Below are 16021 nucleotides of genomic sequence, written 5' to 3'. Positions count from 1 at the left end.
GAAACCTCCGGGTTCAGTCATAGTGGGTCAGCGGGCGGGGCAGCGCGACCGGGCGGCCGTTTATCAGATCATCGAGCACGGTAAGGATCGCGTCCGCCTCGGGTGGACAACCGGGCAGGAAGTAGTCCATGTGAACCACTTCATGGCAGGGGTGGACCTTGGTGGTGAGTACCGGGATGTCCGGATGCAACGGAATGACCGGTGTGGCACCCGGAACCGCGGTGGGCGAGTCGAGGTAGGCCTCTTTCAGACAGTCATCCACGTCGTAGACGTTGCGCATCGCAGGAATGCCGCCCCAGACGGCGCACGCTCCGACGGAGATGAGGATGTCGCAGTTTTCCCGAAAGTGACGGAGCGTCTCGATGTTGTCCTCATTGGCAACGCCGCCCTCGATGAAGCCGATGGCGCATCGCTGCGTGATCCGCTTGATATCGGTGAGCGAGGAGCGGCGAATGGTGATCTTGTCCAGGAGCGGCAGGATTCGCTCGTCGATGTCGAGAAACGACAATGTGCATCCCCAGCAGCCGCACAGACTGATCATCGCCACGTTGATCTTGCCGTCCTGGCTCGCCGAGAAAGCCGGGTCGGTAGCCGTTGCCGGTAGTTCGTGCGAAGCGATTTCGTCCGTCACGGTGTGCCCGCCTCATCTGTGGTGCCGAGAGTCCGGTCCCGGACGGACTCGATTTCGTACTTGCGCTGACCGATCGGAACGTCGAAGCCGACCCCTTTCTCGAGGATGGCGCCGACGGGGCAGATCTCCACGGCATAGCGGACCTGCTCGGGCGGCATGGCGTTCGCGCGTTCGGCATCGATGTCGATCTGTGACTCGGTCCCGCGCGCACTGATGCTGAAGATCTTCTGTCCGGTCGTTTCGTCGCGGACGAACTCCACACAGCGTTGACAGAAAATACAGCGATCCCGCTCCAGCCAGATCCGTTCGGAGGCGTGGTCCCGTTCTCGGGTCGGGAACCGGTACGGGAAGCGCGAGACGAGCATGTCCACCTCGTAGCCGACCGCCTGCAAGGTGCAGCGACCACTCTTCTCACAACTGGGACAGTTGTGATTGCCTTCGGCGAACAGCAGTTCTACCAACGCTTTCCGTAAATCAGCCGTCTCGGGTTCGTCGACCTCGACAGTCATTCCATCGGCGACGCGGACCGTGCAGGCCGCGACCACCGCACCGTCGACCTTCACCGTGCACACCCGGCAGGTCCCGAGACACGGCTTACCTTTCAGGTAGCACAGCGTCGGGATGTATACACCCGCCTCCGCGGCGACGTCGACAAGGATTCGGTTCTCCTGAGTCGACACCGAAATCCCATCGATCTCGATCTGGATGCTCATTTCGTCCCGTCCGTCTCGAACTTGGTTTCCACCGTGCCTGATTCAGCCAGGGCCGTGCCGTATTCAGCCAGGGCCGCCTCCGCATCGAACGAGGGCAGCAGGGCGTGCTCTTGAGTGCGCAACCTGTCCCGATACAACTCGGGAAACTTCTCCCACGTCGTCAGTAGGGGATTGGCTGCCGTGGCCCCGAGACCGCACCTGCTGGTGTCGCGCACCAGAGCGCCCCAACCGGACGCGTCGTCGAGATCCTGCTGGACCCCGTTGCCTGCCCGGACGCGTTCCACCTTGTCGTGGAGGTCGATGGTGCCGGCCCGGCAGGGAACACATATGCCGCAGGATTCGTCGACGAAGAACTTCGTGTAATCCTTCACGCAGTCCAGCAGGTCACGAGTGTTATCGAAGATGGTGACCGAGCCGTTGCACGGGATGTCCTCATAGGCGATCCGGCGCCGGCCGTCCTGCTGCACCGACAGACACTCCCCCGATGGGCCGCTGATCTGGACGGCCTGGGCATTGTGTGCGTCGACCATCTCCAGCACTTCGTCGACGGTGATGCCCCACTGCACCTCGTAGACGCCCGGTCGGCGGCAATCCCCAGCGACACTCACCAGGCGGGTCCCTGCCGAGTCGGATGTACCCATCCGCCTGAACCATTCAGCGCCTTCGGCCGTGACCCGAGTTGCCGCGGCGAAGGTTTCGACGTTGTTGACGCAGGTGGGATTGCCGAGGTAGCCCTGCTGGATCGGGTAGGGCGGCTTCAGCCGGGGCGTGCCTCGGTTACCTTCGCACGACTCGATCAGCGCGGACTCTTCGCCGCAGACATATGACCCGGCTCCCATCTGGATACGGATGTCGAAAGCGAATCCGGGTAGGCCACCGATATCGGATCCCAGCAGCCCGTCGCGCCGGAGTTCCTGGAGTTGACTCTCCAGATAGCTCTCGAGGTAGGCGTATTCTGCTCGGAGATAGACGATCCCGTGCCTGCTGCCGATCGCGTATGCCGCGATGACCATTCCCAGGAGAACGTCCTTGGGCGAGTGCGTCAGCAGAGCGCGATCCTTGAACGTGCCGGGCTCCCCCTCATCGGCGTTGCAGATGACGTACTTGTCATCGCCGGATGCTTCCCTGCCCAGCCGCCACTTCAGCCCGGTGGGAAACCCGGCGCCACCGAATCCGCGCAGACCGGCCTCGGTGATCGTGGCGATCGTCTGCGCCGGCGTACCGGCGAGGCAGCGCTCGAGCAAGCCCCGGTGATCCACGTCGTCACAGAAGAACACCGGTCCCCGGGTACGGACACTGGGTTCCACCAGGTTGTCGACGTAGGCGATGCCGTCCCGCGGGAGCCCCGCCGGATTCGCGATGTCGGCGCCGACTTTCCCGGCCTTCAGCTGCGCGATGACCTCTGCGACGGTATCGGGAGTGAGTCGGGTGAACGCCACGCCGTCGAGCAGCATCGCCGGTTCCTGATCACTGAGTCCGATGCACGGGGTCTCGAACAGTCCGAACATTCCCGTAGGGTCGGTCTCTCCGAACCCGACCCCCGTCTCGCGCACCAGCGCGTCGTATACCGCCTGGTACCCGTTCATCTTGGCAATCACCGTGTTGCTCAGATAAATCCGGTGCCGCCCCGAGGGCTTGGAGTGGAAGAAGTGATAGAACGAGGCGGTCTCCACAATGTCGGGCACGGACCGGTCCAGAGCGCTCGCCATCTGCGGGAGGTGCTCGTCGGGAATGTGGCCGAACAGATTCTGGACGTCCCACAGAATGTCGATCAACCGGGTTCCGTCGTAGCGGTGCCGCCGGAGGACCGTCTCGATGTCTGCGTTCAACCAGGTACTCCCGTCAATCCTCAATCGCCTGCTCCCCCGCTCGTGGACCATTATCCTCCACGGGCGCGGTCGAAACAGGGCAGTTTGTCACCATTGCGGGCCTATCGGCGCTGACCGGGAAATCCTGGGCGGTTTCTTCAGCCCGGGTCACTGCTGGGGCGGGGCCGGCGGAGCGGCGTAACGTTGCTGACGCTGGACATGCACCGAGTATGACGAAGGAGTTTCGATGAACAAGATCTCGCTGACGGCACTGGCTCGCGAGCAGGTGGCAGGCGCTGAACGTGCATCCAGCGGACGTGGCGCGCACACGGTGTACGGAGGTCACGAACACGTACTGCGTCAAACCGTGATCGCGTTGGTGGCCGGCCAGAGGCTCGACGAACACGAGAACCCCGGCGAAGCGACGGTGCACGTTCTGCGCGGACGCGTTCGGCTGATCGCAGGCAGCGACAGCTGGGAAGGCTCGGCCGGCGATCTCATCAGCGTGCCGGATGCGCGCCACTCGCTCGAAGCCCTGGAAACCTCGGCGATCCTGCTCACCGTCGCGAAAACCGCCACAAGACAGAACGGTTCGTAGTCATGACGCGCCGGACTTACTGATCTCTGCGAGCGGCTGACCGCCATGAGAATCGTGATCGCACTCGGGGGAAACGCGCTGTTGCGTCGAGGTCAGCCCATGACCGCAGACAATCAGCGGGCGAACATCCGGGTCGCGGCCGAGTGCATCGCCGCCATCACCCCCGGCAACGAGATCGTCATCGCGCATGGCAACGGCCCCCAGGTGGGTCTGCTGGCGCTGCAGTCGGCCGCCTACCACGACCTGGCTGAAGGGGTAGATCCCTACCCCCTGGACGTGCTCGGCGCCCAGACCGACGCGATGATCGGCTACGTCATCGAGCAGGAACTGGGCAATCTGCTGCCGGCCGACCAGCCGCTGGCCACCCTGCTGACGATGATCGAAGTCGACCGCACCGACCCTGCGTTCGACCACCCCACCAAACCCATCGGACCGGTCTATGACCGGGAAACCGCAGAACGCCTCAAGACACAGAGCGGCTGGACCATCGCACCCGACGGTGACAATTTTCGGCGGGTTGTCGCTAGCCCAAAGCCCAAGCGGGTGTTCGAAATTCGGCCAATCCGCAGCTTGGTCGAACAGGGTGTGATCGTGATCTGCGCCGGCGGAGGCGGAATCCCCACGCTGTGGGGCGAACACGGCGACCTGCGCGGCGTCGAGGCGGTCATCGACAAGGACCTCGCATCGGCCCTGCTGGCCGAGCAACTTGACGCCGACCTGCTGGTCATCGCCACCGACGTCGACGGTGTCTACGTCGACTGGGGCACCCCCCAGCAGGTCCGCCTGGGCCGAGTCACTCCCGACGAGTTGGCCGGTCTGGACCTCCCCGCGGGGTCGATGGGCCCGAAAGGTCAAGCCGCCTGCGACTTCACCCGCAACACCGGAAACGAAGCCGTCATCGGAGCCCTCGCCGACATCACCGAAATCGTCGACGGCACGGCGGGGACGCGGGTCCACGCTGGCGCGGATCAGACTGTCCCCCAACAAATTTCTTGAGCCTGCTTGACGACCTCGACCAGTGGCCTGCCGGTATCGAGATCATGGGCTTCGCGCCCGTCGCCGCCGTCGGCGGCAAGGGCAGCGGCGATGTCCGGTGTCGCGTCCGAATAGGACCGCTGTCTGCGCTGGATTCTGGCCGACGCCTCGGCAATCGGCACAGAGCAGTTGAACTCGACGATCGGCACCGAGATCTCACCACAGAGTTCTTCGGCCTTGGCGCGTTGCTCTGAATCCCTCCACGTGCCATCCAGGATCACCGACTGTCCGCGACTCAGCCAGTCTCCGGCCTGTCGCAACACCTCGTCATACACGATGGCGACGTTTCTCGGCGAGTACAGCCCAGCGTTGAGCTCGCCGGCGACCCCGGACACCGAGCCGGCATCCTGTAAGTGTCGGCGCACCTCGTCGGTCGAGATCACGCGGGCTCCCAACGGTCGGGCCAACGCTGTTGACAGAGTGGTCTTTCCGGTGCCGGGCCCACCCCCCACGATGATCAGCCGCACCGTGCCGGCCCTGAGGTGCCCGAGAGCAAGATCGAAGTGTCGTCGTGCGTCGGCAGCAGCTTCGGGGTGGCCTTGCGAGACGCGCACGCAGTCCACCTTGCCGCGCACCACCGCCCGGTAGGCAATGTAGAAGTCCACCAGCGATCGCGGTGCCGGATCATCGCCGCACTTCGTGTATTGATCGACGAAGTAGTCGGCGAGGTCTCTCCTGCCGAGAAATTCCAGGTCCATCGCCAGGAATGCGGCATCGTCGATACCGTCGACATACCGAAGCTGATCGTCGAACTCCAGGCAGTCGAGCAGCGCGGGCCCCTCCGGGAGGCAGAAGATGTCGTCGGCCAACAGGTCGGCGTGCCCATCGACGATGCGACGTTCAGCGATGCGTTGGGTGAACAGCGCCTGACGCCCGGCAACGAACTGCGCGGCTGTGCGCCCCACTTCACTCAGCACGTCACGTGGCACCACGTCGTCGGCGTATTTCTCTAGTTCGTGAAGGTTTTGCCGCCACCGCGCCCACACGGCATCGACGCCGGCCTGGGCGTCGATTGCCGTTCCCCGCTCTGCGACGCCATGAAAGCCCGCCAGCACACGGGCAATGGAGAGCAGGTGTTTCTCGACCGGTTGGCCACCCTTGACCAGGGATGCGAGGCGAGTGGCATCCGCATAGCGGCGCATCACAATCACAGGTTCGGCGGGACCGCCCGCTGGATCTGAAAAGTAGGCCACCCCGAGATAGCTGTCTGGGGCGAGGCGCTTGTTCAGGGTGATTTCATGTTGGCAAGCGCGCTCCCGCTGAGCAGTCGTGCTGAAATCCAGGAAGTCGGTGACCACCGACTTCTTGGCTTTGTAGGCCCGGTCCCCGAGCAGCACGACGATGCCGGTGTGCGTCTCCCGCACCTGCGCGGCCATGTCACCCGCGGCGGACCTGGGTTGTTGCTGCCCGCCCGGGTGCGACGACGTGCCGTCCATGACCTCAAAGGTCTACCACCGGCACCGGCGCCGCCAGAGCACTAGGCCCCCACGCCGAGGACCATTGGCCCTGGCCCGGACCCGACGGCAGCAGCCGGTGGGACAGTGCCGCCGGCACGGAACGTAGGGTAGGTACTTACCCACCCTCTAGTGGAGGCGATCTCGTGGTGAAAGTTTTTCTCGTCGATGACCATGAGGTGGTTCGACGGGGGCTGATCGACCTCCTGGGCGCCGACCCCGAGCTCGAAGTCGTCGGCGAGGCGGGATCAGTGTCACAGGCGCTGGCGCGAATTCCAGCACTTCAACCCGACGTCGCAGTTCTGGATGTTCGCCTGCCCGACGGCAACGGAATCGAACTGTGCAGAGATCTCCTGTCCATGCTTCCCGATCTGCGTTGCCTCATGCTGACCTCGTTCACCTCTGACGAAGCGATGCTCGACGCCATCCTGGCCGGCGCCAGCGGCTACGTGATCAAGGACATCAAAGGCATGGAGCTCGCCGCAGCGATCAAGGATGTCGGGGCCGGCCGATCATTGCTCGACAACCGGGCGGCGGCAGCCCTGATGGCCAAGCTGCGCCACGACGCCGACCATTCTGATCCGCTGTCGGGACTCAGCGATCAGGAACGGGTCTTGCTGGACCTCCTCGGCGAGGGCCTGACCAACAAACAAATCTCGGAACGAATGTTTCTGGCCGAGAAAACCGTCAAGAACTATGTCTCGAGGCTGCTGGCGAAGCTCGGAATGGAACGCCGCACCCAAGCGGCGGTGTTCATTTCCAAGCTGGACCAAACTCGCTGTCACTCGGTGGAGTGACGACCGGCACGGTGCGGGTCGGCGCAGGTGGCGTTCGTGCTCGCGCCGCTAGATCCGCTGCGCAGCCGCCCTGATGAGACTGTTGCCACAGTGACAACAGTGACAAATGGGTACAGAATGACGGATGGGGTTCAACAGCGGCTCCAGGCCACGAGAGGCTCGGATCGAGGAGGCGGTGACCATCAGCAGCACCCACCGCGGGAGTCCAACGACTTCCGCCGCAGTTCGACGCATCCGCGTTGCGATCGCCGCCGCGTTGTCGGCGCTGGCCCTCACGGCTCTCGCCGGTCTGGGCGCGCCGACCGCTGCCGCGATACCTAAGTGCAATGACGTCGAGGTGGTGTTCGCCCGGGGCACCACCGAGCCCGCTGGCCTCGGCGCTGTCGGCAAAGCACTGATCAACACCCTGAGGCCGATGATGAAGGGCCAGTCGGTTGGCGCCTACGCGGTGAAATACCCGGCCTCGTGGGACTTCACCCAGGTGGCGACCGGAGCCAACGACGCGAGCAAGCGCATTCAGTCCATCGCTGCCACCTGCCCGAACAGCAAGATCGTGCTGGGCGGCTACTCCCAGGGCGCCGCCGTCATCGACGTCGTCACCACCTCACCGATCGCGGGACTCGGCTATACCGAGCCCCTGCCCGCGGCGGTTGTCCCGCACATCGCGGCGGTCGCCGTCTTCGGCAACCCGTCGGCCCGACTGGGCCGGCCACTGACCTCCCTGAGTCCCGACTTCGGTCCGCGCACCGCCGATTTGTGCAACACCAATGACCCAATCTGCTCGACCGGAAAAGATCTCGAAGCCCACAGCCGATATCCGCAGTCCGGCCTGGTCAAGCTCGCCGCCCAGTGGGTCACCAAACAGGTGAGGCAGAGCGAACGGTCAACGGCGAACTCGTAAGCGTTGGCGAACGCCCAACTCGTCGAGCCTGGCCCGGTAGGCCTCGATACTGATGATCTGTATCGCGTCGCCGGACTGGCCTTGGTAGTACCGGGAGTCGAGCGCACCACGATGTCGGTAACGATGCACGAGATGGCCGCTTATCGACCCGGTCAGAGCGTGAGGAAGCCGAGACGTCCTGCCGCCGTGTCAATTCGGATCGCGAGGCCCGGGTGGGACAGCGGTAGGGAGAGCGCAGGGCGGCGCGGCATCGCCGTGGTAGCCGGGGTGAACAGTGCGACGCACGGTTGGCCGGCGAAGCGGCTGTTGTAGTGCAGACCATCGAGGGCGGGGAACGCCTCGGTGATTCGACGGGCCCAACGCTGGGTGATGGAGTGGGGGCCGGTCGAGAGTGCGAAGGTGCCGCCAGCTCGGGTGGGCCAGGAGCCGGCACTGTCGGTGGCGAGGTCGAGCAGCTGAAGGTCTCGCCCGAACCCCACCGCGGTGAGGTAGGGGTCACCGCGGTGCCGGTCGATGGTGCGCGTGGCTTGGAAGGCTTCGGCCAAGCACGCAAGCGGCCCACAGGCTCCGTACCAGACGCCCACCCCCGGATGGATGCGCGCTGGTGGCGGGTGTAGGTCGAAGCGCAGGTGCGGGCCGTGTTCACGGAAGCCGTTCCATGCCAGCACATGAGGCCCCGTCGTGCGGTGGACTCGCCACCACAGTTCCTCGGTGGGGAGAGTGCGGTACTCCTCGGCGCGAATTCCGATCGCAGTGAGGTCGGCAACCGAGGGCGGGCCTGGCAGCCGTACCGTCACGCGGTGTACCAGTCGACGGCGGCAGCTGCGGTAACTGCGCGATCGATGTCGCCGCCGCCGCGCAGCCACTCGATCGGGGTCATCGGGCGATCGTGGAACAGATCGGGTTGGGGGGTGCGCAGGAACCCGGCTACTGCGATGGGATGCAGATTGCCGGGAAGGGCCTTGAGCACCTGGTCGAGACCGCGGACCTGACGGGCGGGGACACCATTGTCGCCGGTCTCGAACTGCAGGATGGGGAAGATCCAGGTCTGCCCGTCCGGGATGGCCCACAGTTCGCCGGCGAGGCGCTTCTGGCGCACGCGTGAGGCGCCGATGCCCAGTCCGTTGGCGACCTCTTCGGCGGTGAATGCGGTGACGGCGAGGTGGGCGGTATTCCCGGCGATCTCGGCGCCGGCCGCGACGAAGGCGTCGCGGTCCTCGGGGAAGTCGACGCCGTCGAGCAGGTGGGCTTCGGTTTCGGTGAGTGTTGCAGCCCAGGGCCGCGACGCGGGCAGATGCCTCAGCGCGGCGGCGAAGTCGGCCGGCGTGATCTCGAAGCGGTCATGAAGCAGCTGCTCCAGCTCGTGCTCTACAGACATCCACGTCACCCTAACGCTATTTGGCACCATGCTACTGACGTTAGCGTAGTGCGTCTAGGGTCGGTCTCAGCTGGTCAGTCGAGACTGCGGGGGGGTTCAGGTAGTTGGAGGAAGTCGTCGAGCCAGCGGCGAATGGCGGCTAGGCAGGTGTCATCCACTTGGCCGGTGGTGTTGAAGATTCGCCGTCTGCTGATGGTGCGGGGTTGTTCGGTCATGGCGTAGCTCTGGTGGGCCAGTTCAAGCGATGGGCCGCTCAGCGCTACGTGGTGAGGCCAGCCGCGGTCGGTTGTCGTGGCTGGCACGACAATGACCAGTTCGGGTACCGCGGCCAGGTAGCCCGAGGATGCGACCACGACCGCGGGCCGCCGGCCAGCTTGTTCGCGTCCAATCGTTGGGTCCATGCTGACCCAGATGACCGTGCCGGGTTCGAGTCCGACGGTCATTCGTTGTTGTCCTCGACGCTTTCCCATTCGTGGGTTTCGTCACGCCAGTCCCCTAGCGTGACCGCGCCAGCACTGCCGTATGCGTCGGCGACGCTGGCCAGCCGTCGGCGACGCTCGCGTTCGGCAAGAAGCCCGTCAAGGAAAACCTGGACGGTTTGGTGCTCTTCGGAGGCCGCCGCCGAAATTCTGTCGCGTAGGCGCTTCTCGACCTTGATTGTCGTCTTTCCGCCCGATAATGACATGCGGATAGTATGTCAGATAATATGCCGCTATGGGATACCCGGTGGTGGCGGTGGCGCATCTGCCCGGACTGGCCGCCGGCGGCGCCCTGGTCGCCACTTCGCGGTGAGATCTCAATGATGGTGATGGAGTTGATGGTTTCTACCTCGTCGCTGCGCTCGGCGTCGCCGGTCCATTCGACGTGGTCGGCGATGAGCGGCTGCTCCGTGGCGTGTGCGGTCGCGTCTGCCACGCCGGCCCGAGCACTGTTGGAGCAGCTGACACACGGTCAGTGAAGATCCTCGGAACTCCCCCGATACACGGCTGCCACGTTCAGTTTCGGTGGCGGAGAAGCTCAGGTGGTACAGCTCAACAGCAGGCGTCCGCGGTATCGGCGGCGGTGTCACCACAGCACACGCCCGCCTCGGCATGTTCGGAGCTGGCACCGAAGGTGTCGGAGTCGGTCAGCACCGTATAGACCTCCCACTTCTCACCGGCCGGACCGGTGACCCACACCTTGTCCTGGGTGGCGAAGCAACACGTGGTGTTCATCTCCTCCTCGGTGAACAGGCCCGCGGCGCTCAGCCGGTCGATCTCGGCATGCACGGTCTCTGTTTTGGCTACCTCGACGCCGAGATGGTTGAGGGTGCCGCCCTTGCCCGGATTCTCGATGAGCACCAGCTTGAGGGGTGGTTCGGCAACCGCGAAGTTGGCGTAGCCGTCCTTGACCTTCGCGGGCGCGGTGTTGAAGAGCTTGGAGTAGAACGTGATGGCCTGGTCGAGATCGTCGACATTGAGGGCGAGTTGAACTCTGGACATGGGAACCTCCGGACCTGTGAGACTTATATCGAATTGGCGTGCTACCGCCACCATGCCACCTTTTTGATATATGTCAACACCGTGGCAGAATGGTGCCGTGCCCAAGACCTTGCCGACCATCGACATCTCCGCGCCGGTGTGCTGTGCACCCTTGGCCGCCGGACCTATGAGCGACGGCGATGCGCTTGAGGTGGCGCTGCGGCTCAAGGCACTCGCCGACCCGGCGAGGGTGAAGATCATGTCATTGCTGTTCAGTTCCTCGGCCGGCGCGGAGAACAGCGGCGACCTCGCGGCCGCGCTCGGACTCAGCGAATCCACCGTGAGTCACCATGTGGCACAACTGCGTCGGGCCGGCTTCGTCGACTCCGATCGACGCGGCATGCACGTCTACCACCGACCGGCCCCCGATGCAGTCGGCGCCCTGTACGCGGTGTTGAACCCCAACTGCTGCAGTTGAACAACGGCGGACGGTGATCGCTGCCCGGCTTATCGCTCAGATGCAGCTGGAAGCATTCCCGCCGGCCTGTTTGACAGAATTCATCGCTGACTCCGCCCGCGTCTTCAGCGACGCCACCGACTCGCCGGGAACGGCCAGGGTGACACCGATACTCAACGTGGCGTGAATCGTCACGCCCGCATGATGGATCGGCTCTTCGGCGCGGCCACGAATCTTCTCCGCGACCTGAGCGACATTGTCCAGGCTGTGGACGCCGGGAAGCAGCACCAATGCTTCGTCCCAGCCGAAGCGCCCAACGGTGTCGCCTTGGCGCACACATTGCCGGAACCTCATGGCCAGGGTGGCGAGCACGACGTTTCCGAAGGCCTCACCCCAGGTTTCGACGATCGTCCAGAAATCGTCGATGCCGCAGAGCAAGACGCCCAGGTGAGGTCCATGACGCCGGGGGCTGTTGAGCGCGAACTCAAGGCGTGCGCGCGTCTCGGTCATGGTCGTCAGTCCGCTGAGACCTTCCAGGGAGCGCGTTCGGAGCAGGTCGACCTCGAATTCGGCGACGGCATCCAGGACGTCGAAGAACATCTTGCCCACCGGTTGGGTTGGGTCGTAGACCTGTCCGCCCAGTGACAAACTGATGCCGCGCTTGGCAAGTCCCTCGCCGATGGCGCAAGCATCGGGTACCGATCGGGCGAGCCGGTCCAGCTTCGGCGACACCAGCGTGTCACCTTTCCGCACTGCGGCCAGCGCCTGATCCAGGCCCGGGCGTTCTGTGTCGGTGCCGGTGAGTCCCTGGTCGAAATGGATTTGATCATCAGCGACACCCAGTTCGCGAAGTCGTTGTTGCTGCGCAGCAAGGTCCTGCGGATCCAGGGAGCAGCGCGCGTATCCAACGAGGGTGCCGTCAGCAGCCATTGTTGAAGTCGCCATTGGTGAAATGTAGCCGACGGCCGCACGGCTCCCCCGCCCATGAATCGGCGTGGCGCCGCGGCGTGCGGTGGCGCAGCCCGAAGCTAGACTCCGCGCTCGACCGGCAACCTCCCGATATCGACAGCCGCCACCAACGCCGCGTGGTCAGCTTCGGTTTGGTCGGCGTAACGACGCGCGAACAGGCACAGTGCGTCGTCCACCCGTTCTGAGTGGCCGAGATAACCGGCGATCATCGAGGCACCGCTGGTCCGCGCATGACCTTTGGCCAGCAGTTGACCGACCACGCCCGCGTAGTCGATCAGCGCCTTGGGGTCCATGGCATCCAGCGGGATCGTGCCCTTCATGTTGCGAAACTGGCGCACGTAGTACTGCAACCCATCCACGGTCGTCCAACCCAACAGCGGGTCGCTGACCGTCTGCAGCGCTTGTTGGTACTCAACAACCCGCTGGCCCTGATGCGCGTGCAAGGCGGACTCGCCGTGCACATAGCGCGCCAGCACCGAGCGGCGAGCTTGCTTGAGTTGCAGGAAAACCACATCCTCGGCCGAAGAGCCTTCCAGCAGAGCCACATACGCGCGCAAACCGACGCTGCCCACCCCGACCACCTTGTGCGCGACATCGAGCAGGGTGTAGCCGCCCAGTACGCGGCGCCAGTGCGTGGAAAGTGTCTGCAGATAGTCGTCGAGCGCCTCGGCCAGGGCGTCGGCTTCGCGCCAAGGCACCCGCGTGATCAACGGTGGCTCTTCGACGATCCTGCGGATGCCGTCGACCTCCTGGGTGAATCTGGGTAGCGCACGGTCGCTGGTGCGGTTGCGCGCACGCTTGGCCGACCGCCGCACTTCGTCGGCCAGCGGCCCCGCCGTCTCACCGGCCAACCGGTCGACGTCCAGCCGGGTGAAAGAGCGCGAAAACAGCGGCTCTTCGGCCAGCCGGCGCACTTCCACCCGGTACGCCGAGACGCAGGAGCGCACCGCTGCTGCGCACTCGTCCTCGCCTGCACCGTTCTGGCGTCCCGCGACCCAGATGCTGGCCACCAACCGCCGCAGGTCCCACTCCCAACCACCCGGGTGCGCTTCGTCGAAGTCGTTGAGGTCGATCACCAGGTCACGTTGCGGCGATGCGTAAAAGCCGAAGTTGCCCAGGTGTGAATCGCCGCAAACCACCGGCGTGATCCCGGTCGACGGCAGGCCCGCCACATCGTCGGCCATGACCACCGCGGTGCCTCGCAGAAAGCCGTACGGGGAGGCGACCATTCGGCCCACCCGAATCGGGATCAGCCGGTCCAGGCGACCACGATGACTGATGTTGATGAGCTGGATGGGATCCGGCCGGTTCGGCGGCGGCGCCCATTCCGCCAGCGATCGCCGCGGCACTCGTTGTCGCAGGCCCTTGCCGAGCGCATAGCGCTCGGCGCGGGTAACCGGCCGTTGCCGCAGCGAGTGATAGGCGCCGCTGTCCGCCTCGGCCAGCACGGTATGTCTGGTCGGCTCGAGACCTGTCGGAGCACTGCTCACCCTGCGAACGCACCTCTCCACGTGCTTGCGGTGTCGGTTCCCATGTTGCGCCGACCGGCAGCGCCGCGGGCTGACTTGAGGGAATCGCAGCCGACCGAGGCCTATCGGGGCGCTGATCGACCAAACTATGGCCATGACGGAATCCGGCGCGACCCTCGTTGCGGTGTACCTCGACTTCGACAACATTGTGATCTCGCGGTACGACCAGGTGAACGGCCGCAACTCCTTCCAGAAAGACAAGGCGAAGGGCTTGGCCGACGACCCCGGCCGACTCACTCCTGCCACCGTCGATGTCGGAGCGATCATCGACTTTGCGTCATCGTTCGGCACGTTGGTGCTGACTCGCGCCTATGCCGACTGGTCCGCTGAGGTCAATGCCGGATACCGCGGGCAACTGGTGGGGCGTGCGGTCGATCTGGTGCAGCTGTTTCCGGCGGCGGCATATGGCAAGAACGGGGCCGACATCCGACTGGCCGTTGATGCGGTCGAAGACATGTTCCGGTTGCCCGACCTGACGCACGTGGTGATCGTCGCCGGCGACTCCGACTACATCGCGCTGGCCCAGCGGTGCAAGCGCCTCGGCCGCTACGTGGTGGGTATCGGGGTGGCCGGATCATCGAGTCGCATGCTTGCGGCGGCCTGCGACGAGTTCGTCACCTACGATGCGCTGCCCGGCGTCCCGGTGTTCGAGCCCATTCCCGGCCCCGGCGACGCAGCCGAGGAGAAACCCACACCAAAAAGACGTTCCAGCCGGACCAAGGCCGCGGAGCCCGAAATCACCGGCGAGCCCGAGCCGCCGGATCCGCAGGCCGCCGCGACCGGTCTGCTCACCCGCGCACTGCGAATCGGCCTGGAGAAAGACGACGCCGACTGGCTGCACAACTCCGCGGTGAAGGCGCAAATGAAGCGGATGGACCCATCGTTCAGCGAAAAGTCTCTGGGCTTCAAGTCCTTCAGCGATTTCCTGCGCTCCCGATCCGATGTGGTGGAACTGGATGAGAGTTCGACGACGCGACTGGTGCGGCTCCGCGACTGAGGGGCGTGGAATCCCTGTCGCAGAAAACACGTGCATCCCGAGATGCGTTCTCCCAGATAACAATTCACCGCTACGGAGTTCATCCGGGCAAAATGACCCGGTAGCAGCAATCTGGGGGCAGGATGTGGCGGATGCGCTTCGGAAACTTCATAGCTCCCTTCCATCCGGTCGGACAGAACCCAACACTGGCCATCGAGCGAGATCTGGAGCTGATCGTCGCCATGGACCGCCTGGGCTTCGACGAAGCGTGGATCGGCGAGCACCACTCCGCCGGGTTCGAGATCATCGCTTCGCCGGAGGTCGTCATAGCCGTGGCAGCGGAGCGCACCAAGCACATCAAGCTCGGTACGGGCGTGAGCTCCCTGCCCTATCACAACCCCTTGATGCTCGCTGATCGCATGGTTCTGCTCGACCACCTCACCCGCGGCCGGGCCATGCTCGGCTGCGGGCCAGGACAACTCACCTCTGATGCGCACATGCTGGGAATCCCCGCCGACGAGCAGAGGCCGCGAATGGAGCAGTGCCTCGACGCGATCATGCGACTGCTGCGTGGCGAGACGGTCACCATGCACACCGACGGGTTCACCCTCCAGGACGCACGCTTGCAGCTGAAGCCCTACAGCCAACCGTGTTTCGACGTGGCCGTCGCCGCGTCGTTCTCCCCCACCGGGCCCCGGGGAGCAGGCACCCACGGCGTGGGCATGTTGTCGATCGCGGCGACCGCGAAACAGGGCATGGATCTGCTTGCCCAGCATTGGAAGACGTGGGAGGAGGTCGCCCGTGAGCACGGCCACGTCGCCGACCGGTCGAAGTGGCGGCTCGTCGGTCCGATGCACATTGCCGAAACCCGCGAGCAGGCCGAACGCGATGTTGAGTACGGAATCGCTGAATTCTCACGCTATTTCAGCCACATCCTGCCCGCAGGGCCGGTACAGGGAGACACACCGTCAGAGATCATCGCGAACAACCGGGCATCCGGCTTCGCGGTGATCGGCACCCCAGAAGACGCGATCGCCAAGATCTCCGAACTCGTCGACGCCAGCGACGGCGGCTTCGGCGCCTTTCTTCTCTTCGACCATGACTGGGCGCCGCCCGCCGCGAAACTGCGCAGCTACGAACTCTTCGCGCAATACGTGATGCCACATTTCACCGGCCAACTCGCGGCTCCGGCCGCGTCCAGCGATTGGGTGACCGCAAGCGGGACCGAGTTCATCGACCGTGCCGCTCATGCGATCGGCAAGGCGATCGAGGACCACGCCGCGGAAAAGGAGGCCAAAAAATCGCGGCGTTAGCG

At 64.8% G+C, this 16021-nt stretch carries 18 protein-coding genes; 7 read left to right on the top strand and 11 right to left on the bottom strand.

Features of this window, described 5'->3' with window-relative positions; translation table 11 throughout:
* Positions 1–13: 13 nt before the first annotated feature.
* The 3 genes from ACPGXI_RS06950 to ACPGXI_RS06940 are packed head-to-tail and all read right to left on the bottom strand — an operon-like array spanning position 14 to position 3173.
* Positions 14–631 (bottom strand): NADH-quinone oxidoreductase subunit B family protein, encoded by a 618-nt coding sequence (locus tag ACPGXI_RS06950; RefSeq protein WP_526651173.1) that lies wholly within the window; start codon positions 629–631, stop codon positions 14–16.
* Entirely contained in the window at positions 628–1344 is a 717-nt protein-coding gene (locus tag ACPGXI_RS06945; RefSeq protein ID WP_526651171.1) for a 2Fe-2S iron-sulfur cluster-binding protein, read from the bottom strand. Before ACPGXI_RS06945 ends, ACPGXI_RS06950 begins: the two co-directional genes overlap by 4 nt.
* Positions 1341–3173: an NAD(P)H-dependent oxidoreductase subunit E gene (locus tag ACPGXI_RS06940; RefSeq protein ID WP_526651170.1), complete on the bottom strand. Its 1833-nt coding sequence runs from the start codon at positions 3171–3173 to the stop codon at positions 1341–1343. The genes ACPGXI_RS06945 and ACPGXI_RS06940 overlap by 4 nt, the downstream gene beginning before the upstream one ends.
* Before the next feature lie 226 nt (positions 3174–3399).
* On the opposite strand from ACPGXI_RS06940, the gene ACPGXI_RS06935 reads away from it, so the two are divergent.
* Together ACPGXI_RS06935 and arcC are read left to right on the top strand one after the other, a co-directional pair.
* Positions 3400–3750 carry a cupin domain-containing protein gene (locus ACPGXI_RS06935; protein WP_526651168.1) on the top strand — a complete coding sequence of 117 codons (351 nt, stop codon included), beginning with the start codon at positions 3400–3402 and terminating at the stop codon, positions 3748–3750.
* 45 nt (positions 3751–3795) lie between these two features.
* Positions 3796–4746, top strand: a complete 951-nt coding sequence (gene arcC / locus ACPGXI_RS06930; RefSeq protein WP_526651166.1) for a carbamate kinase — start codon at positions 3796–3798, stop codon at positions 4744–4746.
* Here arcC and ACPGXI_RS06925 read toward each other — a convergent pair.
* Entirely contained in the window at positions 4719–6221 is a 1503-nt protein-coding gene (locus ACPGXI_RS06925) for a bifunctional aminoglycoside phosphotransferase/ATP-binding protein (RefSeq protein WP_526651164.1), read from the bottom strand. The two genes, arcC and ACPGXI_RS06925, sit on opposite strands and share 28 nt — an antisense overlap.
* A 164-nt stretch (positions 6222–6385) precedes the next feature.
* On the opposite strand from ACPGXI_RS06925, the gene dosR reads away from it, so the two are divergent.
* Positions 6386–7036 (top strand): hypoxia response regulator transcription factor DosR/DevR, encoded by a 651-nt coding sequence (gene dosR, locus ACPGXI_RS06920; RefSeq protein ID WP_526651162.1) that lies wholly within the window; start codon positions 6386–6388, stop codon positions 7034–7036.
* A 232-nt stretch (positions 7037–7268) separates the two neighbouring features.
* The gene (locus ACPGXI_RS06915; protein WP_526651227.1) at positions 7269–7937 is read left to right on the top strand and encodes a cutinase family protein; all 669 of its coding nucleotides are present in this window, start codon (positions 7269–7271) and stop codon (positions 7935–7937) included.
* A 152-nt stretch (positions 7938–8089) separates the two neighbouring features.
* Here ACPGXI_RS06915 and ACPGXI_RS06910 read toward each other — a convergent pair whose 3' ends face one another.
* The 5 genes from ACPGXI_RS06910 to ACPGXI_RS06890 all read right to left on the bottom strand — a co-directional run bounded on the left by ACPGXI_RS06910 (position 8090) and on the right by ACPGXI_RS06890 (position 10796).
* Positions 8090–8734: an RES domain-containing protein gene (locus tag ACPGXI_RS06910; protein ID WP_526651160.1), complete on the bottom strand. Its 645-nt coding sequence runs from the start codon at positions 8732–8734 to the stop codon at positions 8090–8092.
* Positions 8731–9315, bottom strand: coding sequence for a hypothetical protein (locus ACPGXI_RS06905; RefSeq protein ID WP_526651158.1), 585 nt, complete (start codon positions 9313–9315; stop codon positions 8731–8733). The genes ACPGXI_RS06910 and ACPGXI_RS06905 overlap by 4 nt, the downstream gene beginning before the upstream one ends.
* 74 nt (positions 9316–9389) lie before the next feature.
* Positions 9390–9758 carry a type II toxin-antitoxin system PemK/MazF family toxin gene (locus ACPGXI_RS06900; protein WP_526651156.1) on the bottom strand — a complete coding sequence of 123 codons (369 nt, stop codon included), beginning with the start codon at positions 9756–9758 and terminating at the stop codon, positions 9390–9392.
* Complete coding sequence (locus ACPGXI_RS06895) at positions 9755–10000, bottom strand: hypothetical protein (RefSeq protein ID WP_526651154.1); 246 nt, start codon at positions 9998–10000, stop codon at positions 9755–9757. Before ACPGXI_RS06895 ends, ACPGXI_RS06900 begins: the two co-directional genes overlap by 4 nt.
* Positions 10001–10346: 346 nt before the next feature.
* The gene (locus ACPGXI_RS06890) at positions 10347–10796 is read right to left on the bottom strand and encodes an ArsI/CadI family heavy metal resistance metalloenzyme (RefSeq protein WP_526651152.1); all 450 of its coding nucleotides are present in this window, start codon (positions 10794–10796) and stop codon (positions 10347–10349) included.
* A 97-nt stretch (positions 10797–10893) separates the two neighbouring features.
* Between ACPGXI_RS06890 and ACPGXI_RS06885 the strand changes: the two genes are divergently transcribed.
* Complete coding sequence (locus ACPGXI_RS06885; RefSeq protein ID WP_526651150.1) at positions 10894–11253, top strand: Rv2640c family ArsR-like transcriptional regulator; 360 nt, start codon at positions 10894–10896, stop codon at positions 11251–11253.
* 36 nt (positions 11254–11289) lie between these two features.
* On the opposite strand, the gene ACPGXI_RS06880 is transcribed toward ACPGXI_RS06885, so the two are convergent.
* Together ACPGXI_RS06880 and ACPGXI_RS06875 are read right to left on the bottom strand one after the other, a co-directional pair.
* Complete coding sequence (locus ACPGXI_RS06880; protein WP_526651148.1) at positions 11290–12177, bottom strand: recombinase family protein; 888 nt, start codon at positions 12175–12177, stop codon at positions 11290–11292.
* Between the two features lie 83 nt (positions 12178–12260).
* Positions 12261–13691, bottom strand: a complete 1431-nt coding sequence (locus tag ACPGXI_RS06875; protein ID WP_526651146.1) for a DUF2252 domain-containing protein — start codon at positions 13689–13691, stop codon at positions 12261–12263.
* Positions 13692–13824: 133 nt separating this feature from the next.
* Between ACPGXI_RS06875 and ACPGXI_RS06870 the strand changes: the two genes are divergently transcribed.
* Both ACPGXI_RS06870 and ACPGXI_RS06865 read left to right on the top strand, forming a co-directional pair.
* On the top strand, positions 13825–14727 hold the full coding sequence (locus ACPGXI_RS06870) for an NYN domain-containing protein (RefSeq protein WP_526651144.1): 903 nt from the start codon (positions 13825–13827) through the stop codon (positions 14725–14727).
* A gap of 131 nt (positions 14728–14858) precedes the next feature.
* A complete protein-coding gene (locus ACPGXI_RS06865; protein ID WP_526651142.1) occupies positions 14859–16019 on the top strand; it encodes an LLM class flavin-dependent oxidoreductase in 1161 nt (386 codons plus the stop codon).
* Positions 16020–16021: the final 2 nt, after the last annotated feature.

The organism is Mycobacterium sp., assembly GCF_049608025.1.
Lineage (GTDB): Bacteria > Actinomycetota > Actinomycetes > Mycobacteriales > Mycobacteriaceae > Mycobacterium.
The sequence above is the reverse complement of the archived record's forward strand: the minus strand, read 5'-3'. Positions and strand labels throughout refer to the sequence as shown.